Source organism: Streptomyces cyaneochromogenes, assembly GCF_003963535.1.
In the GTDB taxonomy this organism is placed as follows: domain Bacteria; phylum Actinomycetota; class Actinomycetes; order Streptomycetales; family Streptomycetaceae; genus Streptomyces; species Streptomyces shaanxiensis.
The window spans coordinates 7,321,602-7,339,628 of sequence record NZ_CP034539.1; the positions used below are offsets into that span (position 1 = coordinate 7,321,602).

Here is an 18,027-nt window from a genome sequence, read left to right on the forward strand (position 1 = left end):
CCGTGGACATCGACATGAGCGCCCTGCGGGGCTTGGTACGGGAGAAGGAGATCTCCTTCCCCCTGCTGGTCGAGGCGATCGAGTCGGCCCTCCTCATCGCCTACCACCGCACCGAGGGAAGCCGCCGCCACGCGCGCGTGGAGCTGAACCGGGAGACCGGCCATGTGACCGTGTGGGCGAAGGAGGACCCCGAGGACCTCGAGGAGGGCCAGGAGGCCCGCGAGTTCGACGACACCCCGTCCGGCTTCGGCCGTATCGCCGCCACCACCGCCAAGCAGGTCATCCTGCAGCGGCTGCGCGACGCCGAGGACGACGCGACGCTCGGCGAGTACGCCGGCCGCGAGGGCGACATCGTCACCGGCGTGGTCCAGCAGGGCCGCGACCCGAAGAACGTGCTCGTGGACATCGGCAAGCTGGAGGCCATCCTGCCGGTGCAGGAGCAGGTCCCGGGCGAGACGTATCCGCACGGCATGCGGATCCGGTCGTACGTCGTCCGGGTGGCGAAGGGCGTGCGCGGGCCGTCCGTGACCCTGTCCCGCACCCACCCGAACCTGGTGAAGAAGCTCTTCGCCCTGGAGGTGCCGGAGATCGCCGACGGTTCGGTGGAGATCGCGGCCATCGCCCGGGAGGCCGGCCACCGCACCAAGATCGCCGTACGGTCCACCCGCTCCGGCCTGAACGCCAAGGGCGCCTGCATCGGCCCCATGGGCGGCCGGGTGCGCAATGTCATGGGCGAGCTGAACGGCGAGAAGATCGACATCGTCGACTGGTCGGACGACCCGGCCGAGATGGTGGCGAACGCGCTGTCGCCCGCCCGGGTCTCCAAGGTGGAGGTCGTGGACATGGCGGCCCGCTCGGCACGCGTGACCGTCCCCGACTACCAGCTGTCCCTGGCGATCGGCAAGGAAGGGCAGAATGCCCGGCTTGCCGCCCGGCTCACCGGCTGGCGGATCGACATCCGCCCGGACACCGAGCAGGCCGGGGAATAGATCCAAGCCGCCGGTCGCTTAGATCACGTCAGGTTATCGCCCGGCAACTGTTCGAATCCTGCCCCAAAGGGGTGAGGTCGGTACGGGGAGGTAGACTTAGCTGTGTCTGGCCGGACACGCGTCCGCGCATGCCCTGAACGCACCTGTGTGGGGTGCCGGGAGCGAGCGGCCAAGGCTGATCTGCTGCGCATCGTGGCGATCAAGGACGAATGCGTCCCTGATCCAAGCGGTACGCTGCCCGGCCGGGGTGCGTATGTACACCCCGCCCTGGTCTGTCTCGACCAGGCGGTACGCCGTCGGGCGTTCACGCGGGCGTTGCGCGCCCCGGGAGCGCTGGACACAAAGGCGTTGCGCCGGTACGTCGAGCAGACAACAGTTGCTGAGCAGGCAACACCGTAAGAAGCGTCGTGCGGAACCGCCGTGCGGCCCAGGTACCCCGCGAGTTGGAAGTAGGTCGAGATTGCGATGAGCACTCGATGAGCACGCGATGAGTACGCCCATGAAGTAGCGACGGTCCGGCCGCAACCCGGACCTAAAAGGAGCGAAGTGGCTAAGGTCCGGGTATACGAACTCGCCAAGGAGTTCGGTGTGGAGAGCAAGGTCGTCATGGCCAAGCTCCAGGAACTCGGTGAATTCGTCCGTTCGGCGTCTTCGACCATCGAAGCGCCCGTTGTCCGCAAACTGACGGACGCCCTCCAGCAGGGCAACGGTGGCGGCAAGCCCGCCCCCGCCCGCAAGGCTGCCCCGGCCAAGCCGGCAGCCCCCTCCCCGGCGCAGGCTGCCCGTCCGGCCCCGCCGCGTCCGCCGGCCCCCAAGCCGGCAGCCGCCGAGAAGCCCGCGGCCCCGGCCGCCCCGGCTGCTCCCGGCCCCCGTCCCACTCCGGGCCCGAAGCCCGCGCCGCGGCCCGCCCCGGCGTCCCCGGCTCCGACCACGCCCGAGTTCACGGCACCCCCGGCGGCTCCCGCCGCGCCCGCCGCCTCCCAGGGCTCCGGCCCGCGCCCGGGCGCCCCGCGTCCGGCCGGCCAGGCCCCGCGTCCCGGCGCTCCGCGTCCGGGCGGTCCCGGGCAGGGCGGCCAGGGCCGTGGTGACCGCGGTGACCGTCCCGGCGCTCCGCGCCAGGGTGGCGGCGCCCCGCGTCCCGGTGCCCGTCCGGCCGGTCCCCGTCCGGGCAACAACCCGTTCACCTCTGGTGGCTCCACCGGCATGGCGCGCCCGCAGGCGCCCCGTCCGGGCGGTGCCCCGCGTCCGGGCGGCCCCGGTGGCCCCGGCGCTCCCGGCGGCGCTCCGCGTCCGCAGGGTCAGGGCGGTCCCCGTCCCCAGGGCGCGGCGGGCGGTCCCCGTCCGCAGGCTCCGGGCGGCGCGCGTCCCACTCCGGGCGGCATGCCCCGTCCGCAGGGCGGCGGCCCGCGTCCCGGCGGCGGCCCCGGCGGTCCGCGTCCCAACCCCGGCATGATGCCGCAGCGTCCTGCTGCCGGCCCGCGTCCCGGCGGCGGTGGCCCCGGTGGCCGTGGTCCCGGTGGCGGCGGTCGTCCCGGTGGCGGCGGCGGTCGCCCGGGTGGCGGCGGCTTCGCCGGTCGTCCCGGTGGTGGCGGTGGCGGCTTCGCCGGCCGTCCCGGCGGTCCCGGTGGCGGTGGCGGCGGTGGCGGCTTCGCCGGTCGTCCGGGTGGTCCCGGCGGTGGCGGCGGTGGCCGTCCCGGCTTCGGTGGTCGTCCCGGCGGTCCCGGTGGCCGTGGTGGCACGCAGGGTGCCTTCGGTCGTCCCGGCGGTCCCGCGCGTCGTGGGCGCAAGTCGAAGCGGCAGAGGCGCCAGGAGTACGAGGCCATGCAGGCCCCGTCGGTCGGCGGCGTGATGCTGCCTCGCGGCAACGGCGAGTCCATTCGCCTGTCGCGCGGTGCGTCGCTCACCGACTTCGCCGAGAAGATCAACGCCAACCCGGCGTCGCTCGTCGCGGTCATGATGAACCTCGGCGAGATGGTCACGGCCACGCAGTCCGTCTCCGACGAGACGCTGCAGCTCCTCGCCGGCGAGATGAACTACGAGGTTCAGATCGTCAGCCCCGAGGAGGAGGACCGCGAGCTGCTCGAGTCCTTCGACATCGAGTTCGGCGAGGACGAGGGCGACGAGGATGACCTGGTGGTCCGTCCGCCGGTCGTCACCGTCATGGGTCACGTCGACCACGGTAAGACCCGACTTCTCGACGCCATCCGCAAGACGAACGTCATCGCGGGCGAGGCCGGCGGCATCACCCAGCACATCGGTGCCTACCAGGTCTCGACCCAGGTCAACGACGAGGACCGCGCGATCACCTTCATCGACACCCCGGGTCACGAGGCGTTCACCGCCATGCGTGCCCGTGGTGCCCGGTCGACGGACATCGCGATCCTGGTCGTCGCGGCCAACGACGGCGTGATGCCGCAGACGGTCGAGGCGCTCAACCACGCCAAGGCGGCCGACGTCCCGATCGTCGTCGCGGTCAACAAGATCGACGTCGAGGGCGCCGACCCGACCAAGGTGCGCGGTCAGCTCACCGAGTACGGGCTGGTGGCCGAGGAGTACGGCGGCGACACCATGTTCGTCGACATCTCCGCCAAGCAGGGTCTGCACATCGACTCGCTGCTGGAGGCCGTGGTCCTCACGGCCGACGCCTCGCTCGACCTGCGGGCCAACCCGAACCAGGACGCGCAGGGTATTTCCATCGAGTCCCGCCTCGACCGCGGCCGCGGTGCCGTGGCGACGGTCCTCGTGCAGCGAGGAACCCTGCGGGTCGGCGACACGATGGTCGTGGGCGACGCCTACGGTCGCGTGCGCGCCATGCTCGACGACAACGGCAACAACGTCGCCGAGGCGGGCCCGTCGACGCCGGTCCAGGTCCTGGGTCTGACCAACGTCCCGGGTGCGGGCGACAACTTCCTGGTGGTGGACGAGGACCGTACGGCCCGTCAGATCGCCGAGAAGCGTGCCGCCCGTGAGCGCAACGCCGCGTTCGCCAAGCGCACGCGCCGCGTCTCGCTCGAGGACCTGGACAAGGTGCTCAAGGCCGGCGAGATCCAGCAGCTCAACCTCATCATCAAGGGTGACGCTTCCGGTTCCGTCGAGGCCCTCGAGTCCTCGCTGCTCCAGCTGGACGTCGGCGAAGAGGTCGACATCCGCGTCCTGCACCGCGGCGTCGGTGCGGTCACGGAGTCCGACATCGACCTGGCGATGGGCTCCGACGCCATCGTGATCGGCTTCAACGTGCGCGCCGCCGGGCGTGCGCAGCAGATGGCCGAGCGCGAGGGTGTGGACGTCCGGTACTACTCGGTCATCTACCAGGCGATCGAGGAGATCGAGGCGGCCCTCAAGGGCATGCTCAAGCCGGAGTACGAAGAGGTCGAGCTCGGCACGGCGGAGATCCGCGAGGTCTTCAAGTCGTCCAAGCTGGGCAACATCGCGGGTGTTCTCATCCGCTCCGGCGAGGTCAAGCGCAACACCAAGGCGCGCCTGGTCCGCGATGGCAAGGTCATCGCGGAGAACCTCAACATCGAGGGTCTGCGTCGCTTCAAGGACGACGTCACCGAGATCCGCGAAGGGTTCGAGGGTGGTATCAACCTCGGCAACTTCAACGACATCAAGGTCGACGACGTCATCGCGACGTACGAGATGCGTGAGAAGCCGCGGGCGTAACAGCCGACGGTTCGTGCTGGCCGGCGGGACTTCGGTCCTGTCGGCCAGCGCGCCGTTTGCCCACTGGTTCATATGAGCCCGCGGCCAGGTCTACGGAGCGTAATATCCGTCGATCGTCCCGGCCCCTTCGTTGTACGGTTTCTGATGTCCCCGCCCCACACGGTCGGCGGGGCCATCGATCCCGTACCGGCGGGTGAACCGGATACACACATGTACGTGGGGACGCTGTCCTTCGACCTCCTCCTCGGCGACGTACGGTCGCTGAAGGAGAAGCGCTCCGTCGTCCGCCCGATCGTCGCCGAGCTTCAGCGCAAGTACGCGGTGAGCGCGGCCGAGGTGGACCACATGGACCTCTACCGGCGGGCCGGGATCGGCATCGCCATGGTGTCCGGCGAGGCCGGTCACCTCACCGACGTACTGGACCGGTGCGAACGGCTGGTCGCCGGCCGTCCCGAAGTGGAACTGCTGTCGGTACGGCGGCGCTTCCACGGCGAGCACGACGACTGACGACCAACAGCCAAGAACGAAGAAGAAGAAAGAACGGGAGACGGACCAGTGGCCGACAACGCGCGGGCGAAAAGGCTGGCGGACCTCATCCGAGAGGTGGTGGCCCAGAAGCTGCAGCGCGGGATCAAGGACCCGCGGCTCGGCTCGCACGTCACCATCACGGACACCCGGGTCACGGGTGACCTGCGAGAGGCGACCGTCTTCTACACGGTGTACGGGGACGACGAGGAGCGGGCAGCCGCGGCCGCCGGACTGGAGAGCGCCAAGGGCGTGCTCAGGTCGGCCGTCGGGGCGGCAGCCGGCGTGAAGTTCACGCCGACCCTCACCTTCGTCGCCGACGCCCTGCCGGACACCGCGCGCACCATCGAGGACCTCCTCGACAAGGCGCGCCAGTCCGACGAGAAGGTGCGCGAGGTGTCCGCGGGCGCGAAGTACGCCGGAGAGGCGGACCCGTACCGCAAGCCGGGCGCCGAGGACGAGACGGACGGCGACACCGCGGAATGACGCAGAAGCACACCACGCCCGACGGCCTTGTCATCGTCGACAAGCCGTCGGGCTTCACTTCGCACGACGTGGTCGCCAAGATGCGCGGCATCGCGCGCACCCGCCGCGTCGGGCACGCCGGCACCCTCGACCCGATGGCAACGGGTGTCCTCGTCCTCGGCGTCGAGAAGGCGACCAAGCTCCTCGGTCATCTGGCCCTGACCGAGAAGGAGTACCTGGGCACGATCCGCCTGGGCCAGACCACCGTCACCGATGACGCCGAGGGCGAGATCACGGGGTCCACCGAGGCCTCGAAGGTCACCCGCGACGCCATCGACGCCGGTGTCGCCAAGCTGACCGGCGACATCATGCAGGTGCCGTCCAAGGTCAGCGCCATCAAGATCGACGGCGTGCGCTCCTACAAGCGGGCGAGGGAGGGCGAGGAGTTCGAGATCCCGGCCCGGCCGGTCACCGTCTCCTCCTTCGCGGTGTACGACGTCCGGGACGCCGTGGCCGACGACGGCACCGCGGTCCTGGACCTGGTCGTGTCGGTGGTCTGTTCCTCCGGTACCTACATCCGGGCCCTGGCCCGTGACCTCGGCGCCGACCTCGGCGTCGGCGGCCACCTCACCGCGCTGCGCCGCACCCGCGTCGGCCCGTACAAGCTGGACTCCGCGAAGACGCTGGACCAGCTCCAGCAGGAGCTGACCGTGCTGCCGATCGCCGAGGCCGCCACGGCCGCGTTCCCGCGCTGGAACGTGGACGCCAAGCGCGCCCGCTTGCTCCTCAACGGGGTCCGCCTCGACATGCCCGACGAGTACGCCGGTGCCGGTCCCGTCGGCGTCTTCGACCCCGAGGGACGCTTCCTCGCGCTCGTGGAGCAGCACAAGGGCAAGGCGAAGAGCCTGGCCGTGTTCGGCTGAGACGCCGGGCCCCGGGTGCCCCATCCGGGTGCCTGCCCGTGGAGCGGCGGTCACGGGGTTGTCCTCTGCCCGCCGCTCCACGGTCCCCCCTCGGTTCCCCCACCCCTAGGGTGTATCCAGCGACCCCCGTCTGTTCACCCGTCCGTGCGGGCGCTCGGAGTGAACCGAGGGAGCGGAAGGGGGCGCGTTCGCCGAGCGATCTGTCCCGCTGATCACATCGCACCTACCGTCGCAAACACAGGGCGCGAGCGTATGGGCGTGTGGCAGGCGGTACGGCGGGGAGGTTCGACGATGGCGGGACGGGGCCCGCGGGCGGGCGGCGACCGCCTGATGCCGGGAGTGGCCGGAGCGGCGGGGGACACGCCGGAGGACATCGGACGGTCCGAGAAGGACGCCTGTGTACGGCATTCGCGCCGTTCCCAGTCCCACGACGAGGACCGGGCTCGTCACGCGCGTGAGCGCCGGAACGGTGACTTTCCTGGCCACGCAGAGGACTCACGCGGTGAGCGCCCGGATGGGGAGCGCGGGGACGCCCGCATGCGCGACAGTGCCCAGGTCCCCACGCGTGACGACTCCCTGGTCCGCATCCACGACCTGGCCGGGCGGCCCCGTGGTCTCGGCTTCGTGGCCGACCATCACGGCACGGTCGTCACCAGCCACGAGGCCGTCGACGGCCTGCCCCGCCTGGTCCTGCACGCCGCCGGGAGCGACCGCAGCTGCGTGGTGGCCACGACCGCGGTGACGCCGCTGCCCGCGCTGGACCTGGCCCTCGTCCGCACGGAGGGCCTGGGCGTGGACCCGTTGCCGGTGACCGCGCGGGAGCGGATCGAGACCGGGGCGTACGTACGGATCGCGGCCGGCGGATGGCGCGAGGCGCGGGTGCTGGGCACGGCGTCCGTGACGTACACGGCGACGGACCGCTTCCATCTCCTCGACGGTGCCATGGAGTTGGCCATCGGCACGGCCGGCCGGGACGCGCTGCGGCTGGGCGGAGGGGCGGCCGGAGGACCCGTGCTCGACGCCAGGACCGGCGCGGTGGTGGGAGTCCTCGGCACAGCTCTGCAGTCCGGTGGGCGCGATGCCGGGTTCGCGGTGCCGCTGCTCCCGTCGGCCTGCGGGCCACTGGCCGAGCTGCTCGCCGAGAACGCGGCGACGGTTCCGGCGTACGGCGCCGACCTGAACCTGGCGGGCGTGCTGGAACTGACGGCCACGTCGGTCGGGCAGGACGGTCCGCCCGGGACGCTGGCGGGCTGTGTGGGCCGGGTGGAGGCCGGGGGAGTGGCGGCGGTCGGGGCGGTGGCCCCGGTCGAACGAGCCTCGGTGGCAAGGGAGTTCGACGCCTTCATCGGGAGTGAGTCGGCGGTACTGGGCCTGGTCGGGCCACCGGGCAGCGGTCGTACGACGGAACTCGCCGCCCTGGCCGCCCGCCGCCACCGCGGACCCGCACCGGCTCCCACACTGTGGCTGCGCGGCGCCGACCTGAAGGACGACGACGACTCCGTGGCCGACGCGGCCCGCCGCGCCCTGGCCCGGGCGGCCCGCATCGTGGCGGCGTCGACCTCGTCCGACCCCACCGCCCTGAGCGACACGACCCCCGAACACCTGGCCCACCACTCCCGCACCGCCGGCCGCCCCCTCCTGCTCCTCCTCGACGGCCCCGAGGAAATGCCCCCACTCCTGGCCCACCGCCTCACGGACTGGACGAAGGGCACGGCCGGGTGGCTGCGGGAGACGGGGGCGCGGTTGGTGGTGGCGTGCCGGGCGGAGTACTGGGAGGGGGCGGGGGAGGAGTTCCCGCAGGAGCTGCTGCACGGAAGCCCAGCCCGGCCGGGCGAGAAGAACTCCCGGCGCACCCCGCCCTGCGTACCGCTCGGCGACCTCACCCCCTCCGAGGCCCACCAGGCCCGCGTCCGCTACGGCATCCCGGAAGCCGCCCTGGCCGCCCCCGATGCCGGCCACCCGCTCACCCTCCGCCTCCTCGCCGAGGTCCGTGCAGCCCTCCCCGACACCTCCCACCCCCGGCTCGTCCGCGACGACGTCCTCTCCGCCCACCTCGACCTCATGTGCCTCCGCGTCGCCGTCCGCCTCGCCGCCGAGAACGGCCTGCGCGGCACCGCCGTACGCCGTCTCGCCGCCAAGGTCTCCGGCCAGGTCCACGAGGCCGCCCGACGCAGCCTCGGCCCGGGGCAAGGAGAGCTGGACCGTACGTCCTTCGAGGCCGTGTTCCCGTGGGGTCCCGCGCCCGCGAGGCTCGGCGGCGGTACCGGCTGGGCGTCCGCCGTCCTCACCGAGGGCCTCCTCGTCCCCGCCGGAAACGGCTACCGCTTCGCCCACGAGGAACTCGCCGACTGGCTCCAGGGCATGCACCTCGACCTGGACGAGGCCCTCCAGGCCCTGGTCCACCGGCGCCGCACCCACCCCGACGACGCGCACCCCCTCCCCGTACCGCACCACCGCATCGGCCCCGTCGTGCAGGCTCTACTCCTCCTGGCCCGCCAGCACGGCACCGCCCAACTCGCTTGCCGCATGGAGGAGTTGATGCACGCCGTCGACGCCGACCCGCACTCCTGGTGGGCGGCCCGTCTCCTCGCCGAGACCCTGCTGCGGGTCCCGGACGCGACGCCGTATCTGGACGTACTGCGCCTGCTCGCCGACCGCATCGTGGCCCTGCGGCACCGGGGACGGCCCGCGCCCCGGGACTTTCACCCGGACTTCTGGACCGCCCTGCGCCTCCCGGACTCCGACCGCTTCGACCTCCTGCGCGACCTCGTCCGCGCCGACGGGCCCCCGCACGAAACGGACAGCGTCCCGGGCGACGCCCTCCCGCCCACCGCAGGCGGCCGCGCACCGGAGCCGACCGCCTTCATCCATACCCCCTTCTCGCCCTCCTCCGGCACCCCCCGCTACCTCGACGCCACGGCCCACCTCCTCGCGGCGGCCCCCAGCGCCGTACAACCCCACCTCACCCGCTGGTTCGACGACGACCGCCCCCTGCCCGCCACCCCCCACGCGACCGTCGCCCGCGCGGCCCAGGCCCTGCTCTACGCCCACCGCAACCGCGCCCTGGACGAGCTGACCGAGACCCTTGTCGACAGCGCGCACCGCAGGGCCGACGAGCTCCTCGCGGTGCTGGCCGAGGAGGAACCCTCCGTCATCTGCCGGGCCGTCGACCGGTGGGCGCACGACGAGCGTCCGGCGCGGCGCGTCGCGGCCGTGGCGTACGGACTGCGCGCCGCGCCCCACGTCCACACCGAGGCCGACCGCGAACTCCTCCGCTACGCCTCCCTCGCCCTGCTCGCCCGCCCGGGCGACTGCTCACTGCACGGCGGTGCGCTCGCCCTCCTCGTGCGTGACCCGCGCACCCGTGCCCGCCATCTCCCGCAGGCGCTGGCGCTCTTCGCGGACGGCGACCCGCACTTCCCGCCCGGCGCCCTGGTCGCCGCCCTGGCCACCCACCCCGAACCGGTCCTGGACGCCTTCCGCGAACGCCTGAGGCACCCGGACCCCGGGCACGCCCTGCGCACCCTCGCCGACGTCACCACGCCCGGCCTGGCCCTGCGCGCGGCCGCCCTGGTACGGGAGGCGGTCCAGCGGCAGCCCGAGATCGCCGCCGACGTGGCCGCGTACGTCGACCGGCGCCTCGACCAGGGAGCCACTGCCCGAGCCGTACTCTTCCCGCTGGTCACCGGCCTGCTGGACGGCGGTACGGAACAGGTGCGGGCCGCGCTGGCCGCCGTACTCGCCACGTCGGGCAGCCCGGAGTCCCGCCCGCTGCGCCGCGAGTTCCGCGAGTTCCTCCTGGACCATGAACGCGCCCCCGCCGTCCTGGACGCCTTCCTGCACGCCACCGTCCAGCGGGGCGACCGGGTGGACGACGACCTGCGCGGGCTGGTCCACCACACCGGCCTGCTCCTCGTCCGCACCCCGGACGGCGCGGCCCGCTTCGACCGGGGCCTGGTCGACCTGGGCCGCCGCGTCCCGGGGTTCGCCGCACGGGTCGCCGGCTGGCTCACCGACGCCCCGCAGGACTGGGCGGCGGTGGTCGGGCCGAGCTCACGCCGGATGATCGAGAACCTGGCCGGCGCACGAGTCCCCGCCTGACCGGCGCGTCCTTACGTGTACCCGGTCACAGCCCCATGCCGATGCGGGCCCCAGGCGCCCGGCATGGCACCCTTAGACCTGCGTAAGAGCGTCTGAGGCACAGACGGACACGGGTTCGACGAGTTTGCGACAAGGAGCAGGCACAGTGCAGCGCTGGCGTGGCTTGGAGGACATCCCCGAGGACTGGGGGCGCAGCGTCGTCACCATCGGCTCCTACGACGGGGTGCACCGCGGACACCAGCTGATCATCCGGCACGCCGTGGACCGCGCCCGTGAGCTGGGCGTTCCCGCCGTCGTCGTCACCTTCGACCCGCACCCCAGCGAGGTCGTCCGCCCCGGCAGCCACCCGCCCCTGCTCGCCCCGCACCACCGCCGCGCCGACCTCATGGCCGAGCTGGGCGTGGACGCGGTGCTGATCCTGCCGTTCACGACCGAGTTCTCGAAGCTGTCGCCGGCCGACTTCGTGGTCAAGGTCCTGGTCGACAAGCTGCACGCCAAGGCGGTCGTCGAGGGCCCCAACTTCCGCTTCGGACACCGCGCCGCGGGCAACGTCGAGTTTCTCGCCGAGCAGGGCAAGGTCTACGACTTCGAGGTCGAGGTCGTCGACCTGTACGTGACCGGTGAGGCGGGCGGCGGCGAGCCCTTCTCCTCGACCCTGACCCGGCGTCTGGTCGGCGAGGGCGACGTCGAGGGCGCGGCCGAGATCCTGGGCCGCCCGCATCGCGTGGAGGGCGTCGTCGTCCGAGGAGCTCAGCGGGGGCGCGAACTCGGTTTCCCGACCGCCAACGTCGAGACCCTGCCGCACACCGCCATCCCCGCCGACGGCGTCTACGCCGGCTGGCTGCACGCCCAGGGCGAGGTGATGCCGGCCGCGATCTCCGTCGGCACGAACCCGCAGTTCGACGGAACGGAGCGGACGGTGGAGGCGTACGCGATCGACCGCGTGGGTCTGGACCTGTACGGCCTGCACGTCGCCGTCGACTTCCTCGCCTTCGTCCGCGGCCAGGCGAAGTTCGAGTCGCTGGAGGCCCTGCTGGAGCAGATGGCCGAGGACGTCAAGCGCTGCCGTGAACTGATCGAGGCGGCCGACGGCCGTACCTGACGCCAACGGCCGTACCTGACGCCAACGGCCGTACCTGAGGCCGACTGTCGTACCTGACGCCGGAGGGCCGGCACCGTGACGGTGCCGGCCCTCTCGCCGTGTCGGACGATCCGCTACTGCTGCGGCGGCACCTGTCCCGGAGGGAACCCCGGATGCGGCTGCCCGCCGCCGGTCTGGTCGTACGGCTGCTGGGTGAACCCGGGCTGCTGCGGCGGGCCGGACTGCCAGGGCTGGCCGGGCTGGACGCCGGGCGGGCCCTGGAACGGCTGTCCGCCCTGGGCCTGGTGGCCGGGCATCGGAGGCGCCATGGTCGGCGGCTGGTTGTTTCCGTCCCCCGTCCACAGACCCTGCTCCTGCTGGGCCCGTACGAAGTCCTCGGCCACCATCGTGGCGAGGTCGAAGTACGCCTCCCGTACCTTCGGCCGCATCATGTCGAGGTCGACCTCGGCACCGGCCGCCAGGTGCTCGTCGAACGGCACGACGATCACACCCCGGCAGCGCTGCTCGAAGTGGTTGACGATGTCCTCGACCTTGATCATCTTGCCGGTTTCACGGACCCCGGAGATCACCGTGATGGACCGCGAGACCAGGGCCGCGTACCCGTGCGCCGACAGCCAGTCGAGCGTCGTACTGGCGCTGCTCGCACCGTCCACGGACGGCGTCGAGATGATGATGAGCTGGTCGGCGAGGTCGAGCACACCGCGCATGGCGCTGTAGAGGAGACCAGTACCCGAGTCGGTGAGGATGATCGGGTACTGCCTGCCCAGTATGTCGATCGCGCGCCGGTAGTCCTCGTCGTTGAACGTCGTCGAGACGGCCGGGTCCACGTCGTTGGCGATGATCTCCAGGCCCGACGGCGCCTGCGACGTGAAGCGGCGGATGTCCATGTACGAGTTGAGGTACGGGATCGCCTGGACGAGGTCACGGATGGTGGCGCCGGTCTCCCGGCGCACCCGGCGGCCGAGCGTGCCGGCGTCCGGGTTGGCGTCGATGGCGAGGATCTTGTCCTGCCGCTCGGTGGCGAGCGTGGAGCCGAGGGCGGTGGTCGTGGTCGTCTTGCCCACGCCGCCCTTGAGGCTGATCACCGCGATCCGGTAGCAGGAGAGCACCGGCGTACGGATGAGGTCGAGCTTGCGCTGCCGCTCCTGCTCCTCCTTCTTCCCGCCGAGCTTGAACTTCGACCCGCCGGGAGCGGGACGGCTGCTCTTGGCCTTCTGCTTCCGGCTGTTGACCAGCCGGTCCGACGTCAGCTCGACGGCCGCGTTGTAGCCGAGCGGCGCGCCCGGACCGACCTGGCTGCGCTGGTCGTGCTGCACGCTCTGCGGCCAGGCGGCACCGGTGCGGGGGTCCACCCCGGGCTGGCCGGGAGCCTGCGCGTAGGGCTGCTGGGCCTGCGGCGGCTGCCCCGCCACGGGCGGCTGTCCGGGCTGACCCTGCCCGTGCCCCTGCGGCTGGGCCGGTGCCTGCGGCGCGGGCGCCGGGTGACCCTGCTGTGCCTGCGGGTGCTGCTGGGGGTGTGCGGGTGCGGGCTGCTGGGGGTAGCCGTAGGCGCCCTGCGGCGGCTGGGGTGCGGGCTGTTGCGGGTAGCCGTAGGCGCCCTGGGGGTTCTGCGGTGCGGGCTGCTGGGGGTAGCCGTACGCGCCCTGGGGCGGCTGAGGTGCCGCTTGCTGGGGGTAGCCGTAGGCGCCCTGCGGCGGCTGGGGTGCGGGCTGTTGCGGGTAGCCGTAGGCGCCCTGGGGGTTCTGCGCGGCGGCGTGTTGCGGGAAGCCGTCGCCCTGCGGAGCCGGGTTGGCAGCCGGGGCCTGGGCCGGGGGCGGCTGCTGTGCGGAGGCGGGCCAGCCGGGCGGCGTGGCCTGCGGCGCCTGGGGCTGAGCCGGGGCAGCCGGCGGCTGGGCGGCCGCGGGCGGGGCGGCGGGCTGCTGCTGCCCGGGCGCCGCGGACCACTCCGGCGCGGAGGCCGGCGCCGCGCCGCCCGTGGCCGCCGACGGGAACTCGGGCGGGAGCGGGGGAACGGCCCCTTGCGGAGCCGGCGGCGGAGTCCAGCCGGCCGACGCGTCCTGCTGGGGAGCGGCCTGAGGAGCCGCGTCCTGCTGGGGAGGAGTCGGCGCCTGCGGAGCGGTCGGAGGGGCCGGGGCCTGGGGAGCGGTCGGGGGAGCCGGGGGCTGGGGAGCGGTCGGAGGGGCCGGGGCCTCGGGAGCGGTCGGAGGGGCCGGTGCCTGCTGCTGTACGCCGTTCGGTGGGGTCGGGTCACTTCCCGCGGGCGCGGCGGCCTGCGGCTCGGCGGGGCCTGCTTCGGCATCGCCGGCCGGGGCGGCGGCCGTACCTGCGGCGCCGTCCGTGCCCTCCGCGGTCATGTCGTTGGCGGGACCCGGCCCTTGAGGGGCGTCTGCCGTGCCGGCACCGTCAGCCGCGCTCTGCCCGGCCGTGCCAACCTCGCCGGCGTCGGCCGCCGCTCCCGTCGGCACCTGGGCGCCGTCGGCGGGGGCCGCTGACGCGACGTCCGTGTCCTGCCCGGTGGAGGCCTCGGCGGTCACCGGGGCGGCCGGTGCGGCGGCGGGCTCCGGGACGTCAGTCGCGGACGGGGCGTCGGTAGGCTTCTCCGCCTCCCCGCTGCCGGAGTCCGCGGCGCCGACGACGGGCGCGGCAGGGGCGGGGCTGCCGGGGTGGGCGGCGGACGGTGCCGGAACCTCGGGGGCCGCCGGCGCAGGGGTGGTCGGCGCGGGCTGGTTCGGGACCGCGTACTGGTTGGGGGTCGTGTACTGGTTCGGGGCCACGTTCTGATCAGGAGCCGCGTACTGGTTCGGGGCCGCGTGGGGATTCGCCGCCCACGGAGCGGGCGGCGTCACACCGGCCGCACCCCCCGACGTGTCGCCGTAACCGGGATGGGGCGCGGGTGCCTGAGGAGCAGGCGCGGCCGGAGGAACCGGGGCAGTCGGGGGGACCGGGGCAGCCGGAGGAACAGGCGCGGCAGGGGCGGCGGGAGGCGCGGGAGGAGTGGGCGCCGGAGCAGCCGCCTCCTCGGCGGGTGCGGCGCCCTGGGTGTACCAGGCAGGCGCGGCGTAGTCGATGGTGAACTCACCCGTCATCTCGACGGCGGACTCCGCGTCGGACTGGTCATCGCTGGGCGTGGTCCAGCCCGCCCGCAGCCCGTCCCGATCGCTCTGCACAATTCCTCCTGGTGTGGTCGAGCACCCTCGTGCCCTGGGGCACTCATGTGCCGGGCTGGGGCGACCGTTCCTGTTGTCCGATCCGCTGGTTTCCCCTGGACGCGAACAACCCACCCGGGGGTTCCGTCGTCGCACCCGCATCAAGCGTAAACGCCACAGGTGTCGGCGGGGCAGGCCCGTCCTGTGTGCGCTTGTGCCCGCAGCACTGCTGCGTTCCCCGGGCTACTCCGCTGCGAGCCCTCCGTTGTGCGGTGCGGGCTCCAGGTCGAACTCGCCGTCACGCGCGCCGAGTACGAAAGCCTGCCACTCCGCCTCGGTGTAGCGCAGCACGGTGTCCGGGTCCAGGGAGGAGCGCATCGCCACCGCGCCGGCCGGGAGATAGGCGATCTCGACGCGCTCCTCGTGCTCCTCGGTGCCGGGTGCGCTGTGCCACTCGACATCGGAGATGTCCAGGGCGTACAGCTCGTCCCGCTCCCGTTCCTTACGTGCCCTGACGTCCTCGTCCTGCGTCCCCGCGGCGCTGTCGCGTGCGTCAGCCATGGTCAAAGGCCCTTTCTGGTGGGCGAACGACGTGCAGGATCACCTTACTCAGACTGCGCGGGCTCGCACGGCGCAACGATCTGGTCACGAAATGCAGCCAGGCGTCGAGGTGTTCGAGTTGCGCGGCACTTTCCGCTCACGGCGCGCCCTTCCGCCCAGCGGCAGCAGTCGCTTTCCTTCTCGAATGTGCCGTTACGGGCGGATGGTGACGTCGCGCAGGTCGAACTCCCCGCCATGACTTGCATGTTCCGTACGAAACCGGAATCCCGCCTGTCGTGGGACGAGGGCCTCATGAACGAGGCACCCTGCTCCCTCGCCGCGAACTCAGTCCATACGGCGGGCGGCTCCGAGGAGACCGGTCTCCGCGTCGGTGGGCTGCGTCATCACGTACTGCTGGTGCTTCTGCGTGGACCAGAGGGCGACACTGTCGGCCAGTGTCGGCAGGGACGCTATGTCGTCACGGCCCAGCCGCATCACCTTGCCCACGACGTCGGCCTCCTGGGGGGAGATCCGCTGCACACCGACGACGTCGGCGTTGGCCAGCAGTCGCGGCGCGGTGGGGCCGAGGTAGGGCAGCAGGGTCAGCACCGACTGCCAGGGCGCCGGGCTGAGGCGGCTCCTCGGCGGGCGGATGCCCAGGTCGCGGATGATGAGCACCGGGCTGGCGGGGGACGGGCCCTGGGGAGCGATCCGCCCCACCTGGTGGACGGTCACGCACTGCTGGCCGCCACCGGCCGCCTGCGCCATCGGCGACCACAGCTGCGGACGCGCCGTCTCCACGGCCACGCGGGCGCCGATCGCCGCGGCGCGCAGGGCGATGACCTGGGCCAGCCAGGTACCGCCCACCAGCAGGATGTCCAGCCGGGTGGGCCGGCACAGTCCCAGGATCGCCGGCTGGTTGTTGGGGTCGACCCCGAGGATCAGGCCGTCGTCCCCGACGGGCAGCGCCAGCTGCGCCAGCAGATCGGCGTCCACGAGGTGGCGCTCACGCCGGGGGCCGAGCAGACCGAAGGCCGAGCGCAGGCGTCGCTCGGGGCCGAGCCGGGCGGGCTCGGCGTTGCGCGGCAGATGGCCGGGACGCTGCCCGGGCACGCCCGGTGCCGCGGATCCGAAGCCGGGGCGGCCGGAGGCGGGAACGGTGGGGGCGGACATCAGCGAGTACCTCCCAGCGGCAGGGTGGCCAGAACTCCGGGCAGCTGTTCGCGGTCGAGCCGCAGCAGACCAACCTTGAACGCGGACGCGGACCGCTCCAAGTGCTGGGTCGCCTGCGCCAGTTCGTTCTCACCGCGACCGGTGACGCGTACGTGCCCGGCCAGCGCCAGGGTGTTGCCCCGCCTCTTGCTGATCGTGAGCGAGAAGGTGCTGGCGAGGGCGGGCGAGGAGGTCACCGCGCCGACCAGCTGGGAAAGAGGGGGCGTACCGGCGCCGAGCTGCGGCCACTTGGAGATCCAGTACGTGGTGTGCCAACGGTCGTCGCAGCGCCAGGCACGGGTGCTCTCGGCCGTACGGCGGTTGGAGCGGCTGCCGTCGAGCGCGGCACCGCCGGTGGTGGCCAGCGGGTTGACGCAGCTGGACGTGGCGATGGCCGCGACGATCTCCGACTCGGTCAGCACCTTGGCCTGCAGGCCGGCGCCCATGAGGCGGCTGGCCAGCTGGTCGGCGACCCGCAGCAGTGCCCGCCGGGCACCCTGCATACCGCCGCCGCGGGCCTCCACGGCCTCCGGGCACAGCTCCGGGTCGAGCTTCAGCGCGACCCACGTCAGCCGCAGCCCCGGTGTCATGCTCTGCGCCTGCAGCGGCCCGTAGGAGCGGACCGCCATGGCCTGCGGAGGCAGGTGCGTCGCCGGCGCGGGCTGGGTGTGCTGGACGACCTGGACGGAGGCGAGCCGGATGTCGTCCACCTCGAGCAGGCCCTGGATCAGATCGAGAGGAATGTCCCGGGTGCCCTGCGTCGGGCGCAGCGGGATGTCCGCGGCCTGCACCTGCACGAGAGCGGTGAGGAACGTACCGTCGCCGACCATGCCGATCTCGCGCTGCTCACGGTCCTGGAAGGCGTAGGTGCGCAGCGCCGGGTCGCACTCGACGGCCGGGGCGAAGCCGGGGTCGGTGCCGGGCGGCACGGGCTCGGCGTTGCGCTTGCGGCGGTCCCGCAGCGCACGAGAGATGGCGAGCCCCTCGGCCAGCGGGCGGCCGCGCCGGCGGAGCAGCCCGACCAGCACCAGCGGCACGGCCAGGACGATTCCGACGGTGAGACCGATGGGGCGCAGCAGCCAGCCGATCAGCAGCACGGCGGCGGCCAGCTCGAAGCCGACCAACTGCTGGACCCGGATGGGACCGATGCTGCCGGGCCGCCTGGCGAGCGTCGGCGCGGCCGGGCTCTGGCGACCGGGGGGTGCGGACCGCTGTGCGGGTTCCGGCCCTTGGTTCTCCTGCGTGCGACGGCTGCCGTTACGGCGCCGGGACCTGGTCGCAGTGCTCATCCCCCGCTACAACCCCTTTGCATTCTCTGGCCGCTGCTTGAGCTGGCGGCGCACCACCGTACCCCGTACCGT

At 73.0% G+C, this 18,027-nt stretch carries 12 protein-coding genes; 8 read left to right on the plus strand and 4 right to left on the minus strand.

The window, feature by feature from the left end; genetic code table 11:
* Positions 1-2: 2 nt before the first annotated feature.
* The 8 genes from nusA to EJ357_RS33535 all read left to right on the plus strand — a co-directional run bounded on the left by nusA (position 3) and on the right by EJ357_RS33535 (position 11,768).
* Positions 3-989, plus strand: a complete 987-nt coding sequence (gene nusA, locus EJ357_RS33500; RefSeq protein WP_062702002.1) for a transcription termination factor NusA — start codon at positions 3-5, stop codon at positions 987-989.
* Positions 990-1,091: 102 nt separating this feature from the next.
* On the plus strand, positions 1,092-1,388 hold the full coding sequence (locus EJ357_RS33505; RefSeq protein ID WP_126395444.1) for a YlxR family protein: 297 nt from the start codon (positions 1,092-1,094) through the stop codon (positions 1,386-1,388).
* A gap of 147 nt (positions 1,389-1,535) precedes the next feature.
* Positions 1,536-4,652, plus strand: a complete 3,117-nt coding sequence (infB, locus tag EJ357_RS33510) for a translation initiation factor IF-2 (RefSeq protein WP_126395445.1) — start codon at positions 1,536-1,538, stop codon at positions 4,650-4,652.
* A 210-nt stretch (positions 4,653-4,862) separates the two neighbouring features.
* Positions 4,863-5,159 carry a DUF503 domain-containing protein gene (locus EJ357_RS33515; RefSeq protein ID WP_126395446.1) on the plus strand — a complete coding sequence of 99 codons (297 nt, stop codon included), beginning with the start codon at positions 4,863-4,865 and terminating at the stop codon, positions 5,157-5,159.
* A gap of 48 nt (positions 5,160-5,207) precedes the next feature.
* Positions 5,208-5,663, plus strand: coding sequence for a 30S ribosome-binding factor RbfA (gene rbfA / locus EJ357_RS33520; protein ID WP_031484943.1), 456 nt, complete (start codon positions 5,208-5,210; stop codon positions 5,661-5,663).
* The gene (gene truB / locus EJ357_RS33525) at positions 5,660-6,565 is read left to right on the plus strand and encodes a tRNA pseudouridine(55) synthase TruB (protein WP_126395447.1); all 906 of its coding nucleotides are present in this window, start codon (positions 5,660-5,662) and stop codon (positions 6,563-6,565) included. Before rbfA ends, truB begins: the two co-directional genes overlap by 4 nt.
* Positions 6,566-7,102: 537 nt before the next feature.
* Positions 7,103-10,666 (plus strand): trypsin-like peptidase domain-containing protein, encoded by a 3,564-nt coding sequence (locus EJ357_RS33530; RefSeq protein WP_126395448.1) that lies wholly within the window; start codon positions 7,103-7,105, stop codon positions 10,664-10,666.
* Positions 10,667-10,811: 145 nt separating this feature from the next.
* A complete protein-coding gene (locus EJ357_RS33535) occupies positions 10,812-11,768 on the plus strand; it encodes a bifunctional riboflavin kinase/FAD synthetase (RefSeq protein WP_126395449.1) in 957 nt (318 codons plus the stop codon).
* Between the two features lie 113 nt (positions 11,769-11,881).
* Here EJ357_RS33535 and EJ357_RS33540 read toward each other — a convergent pair whose 3' ends face one another.
* The 4 genes from EJ357_RS33540 to eccE form a co-directional block, all read right to left on the minus strand.
* A complete protein-coding gene (locus EJ357_RS33540; RefSeq protein WP_126395450.1) occupies positions 11,882-14,935 on the minus strand; it encodes an SCO5717 family growth-regulating ATPase in 3,054 nt (1,017 codons plus the stop codon).
* Positions 14,936-15,157: 222 nt separating this feature from the next.
* On the minus strand, positions 15,158-15,475 hold the full coding sequence (locus EJ357_RS33545) for a DUF397 domain-containing protein (protein ID WP_126395451.1): 318 nt from the start codon (positions 15,473-15,475) through the stop codon (positions 15,158-15,160).
* A 324-nt stretch (positions 15,476-15,799) separates the two neighbouring features.
* Positions 15,800-16,627, minus strand: a complete 828-nt coding sequence (locus EJ357_RS33550) for a hypothetical protein (RefSeq protein WP_126395452.1) — start codon at positions 16,625-16,627, stop codon at positions 15,800-15,802.
* Positions 16,627-17,955, minus strand: coding sequence for a type VII secretion protein EccE (gene eccE, locus EJ357_RS33555; RefSeq protein WP_126395453.1), 1,329 nt, complete (start codon positions 17,953-17,955; stop codon positions 16,627-16,629). The genes EJ357_RS33550 and eccE overlap by 1 nt, the downstream gene beginning before the upstream one ends.
* Between the last annotated feature and the right edge of the window lie 72 nt (positions 17,956-18,027).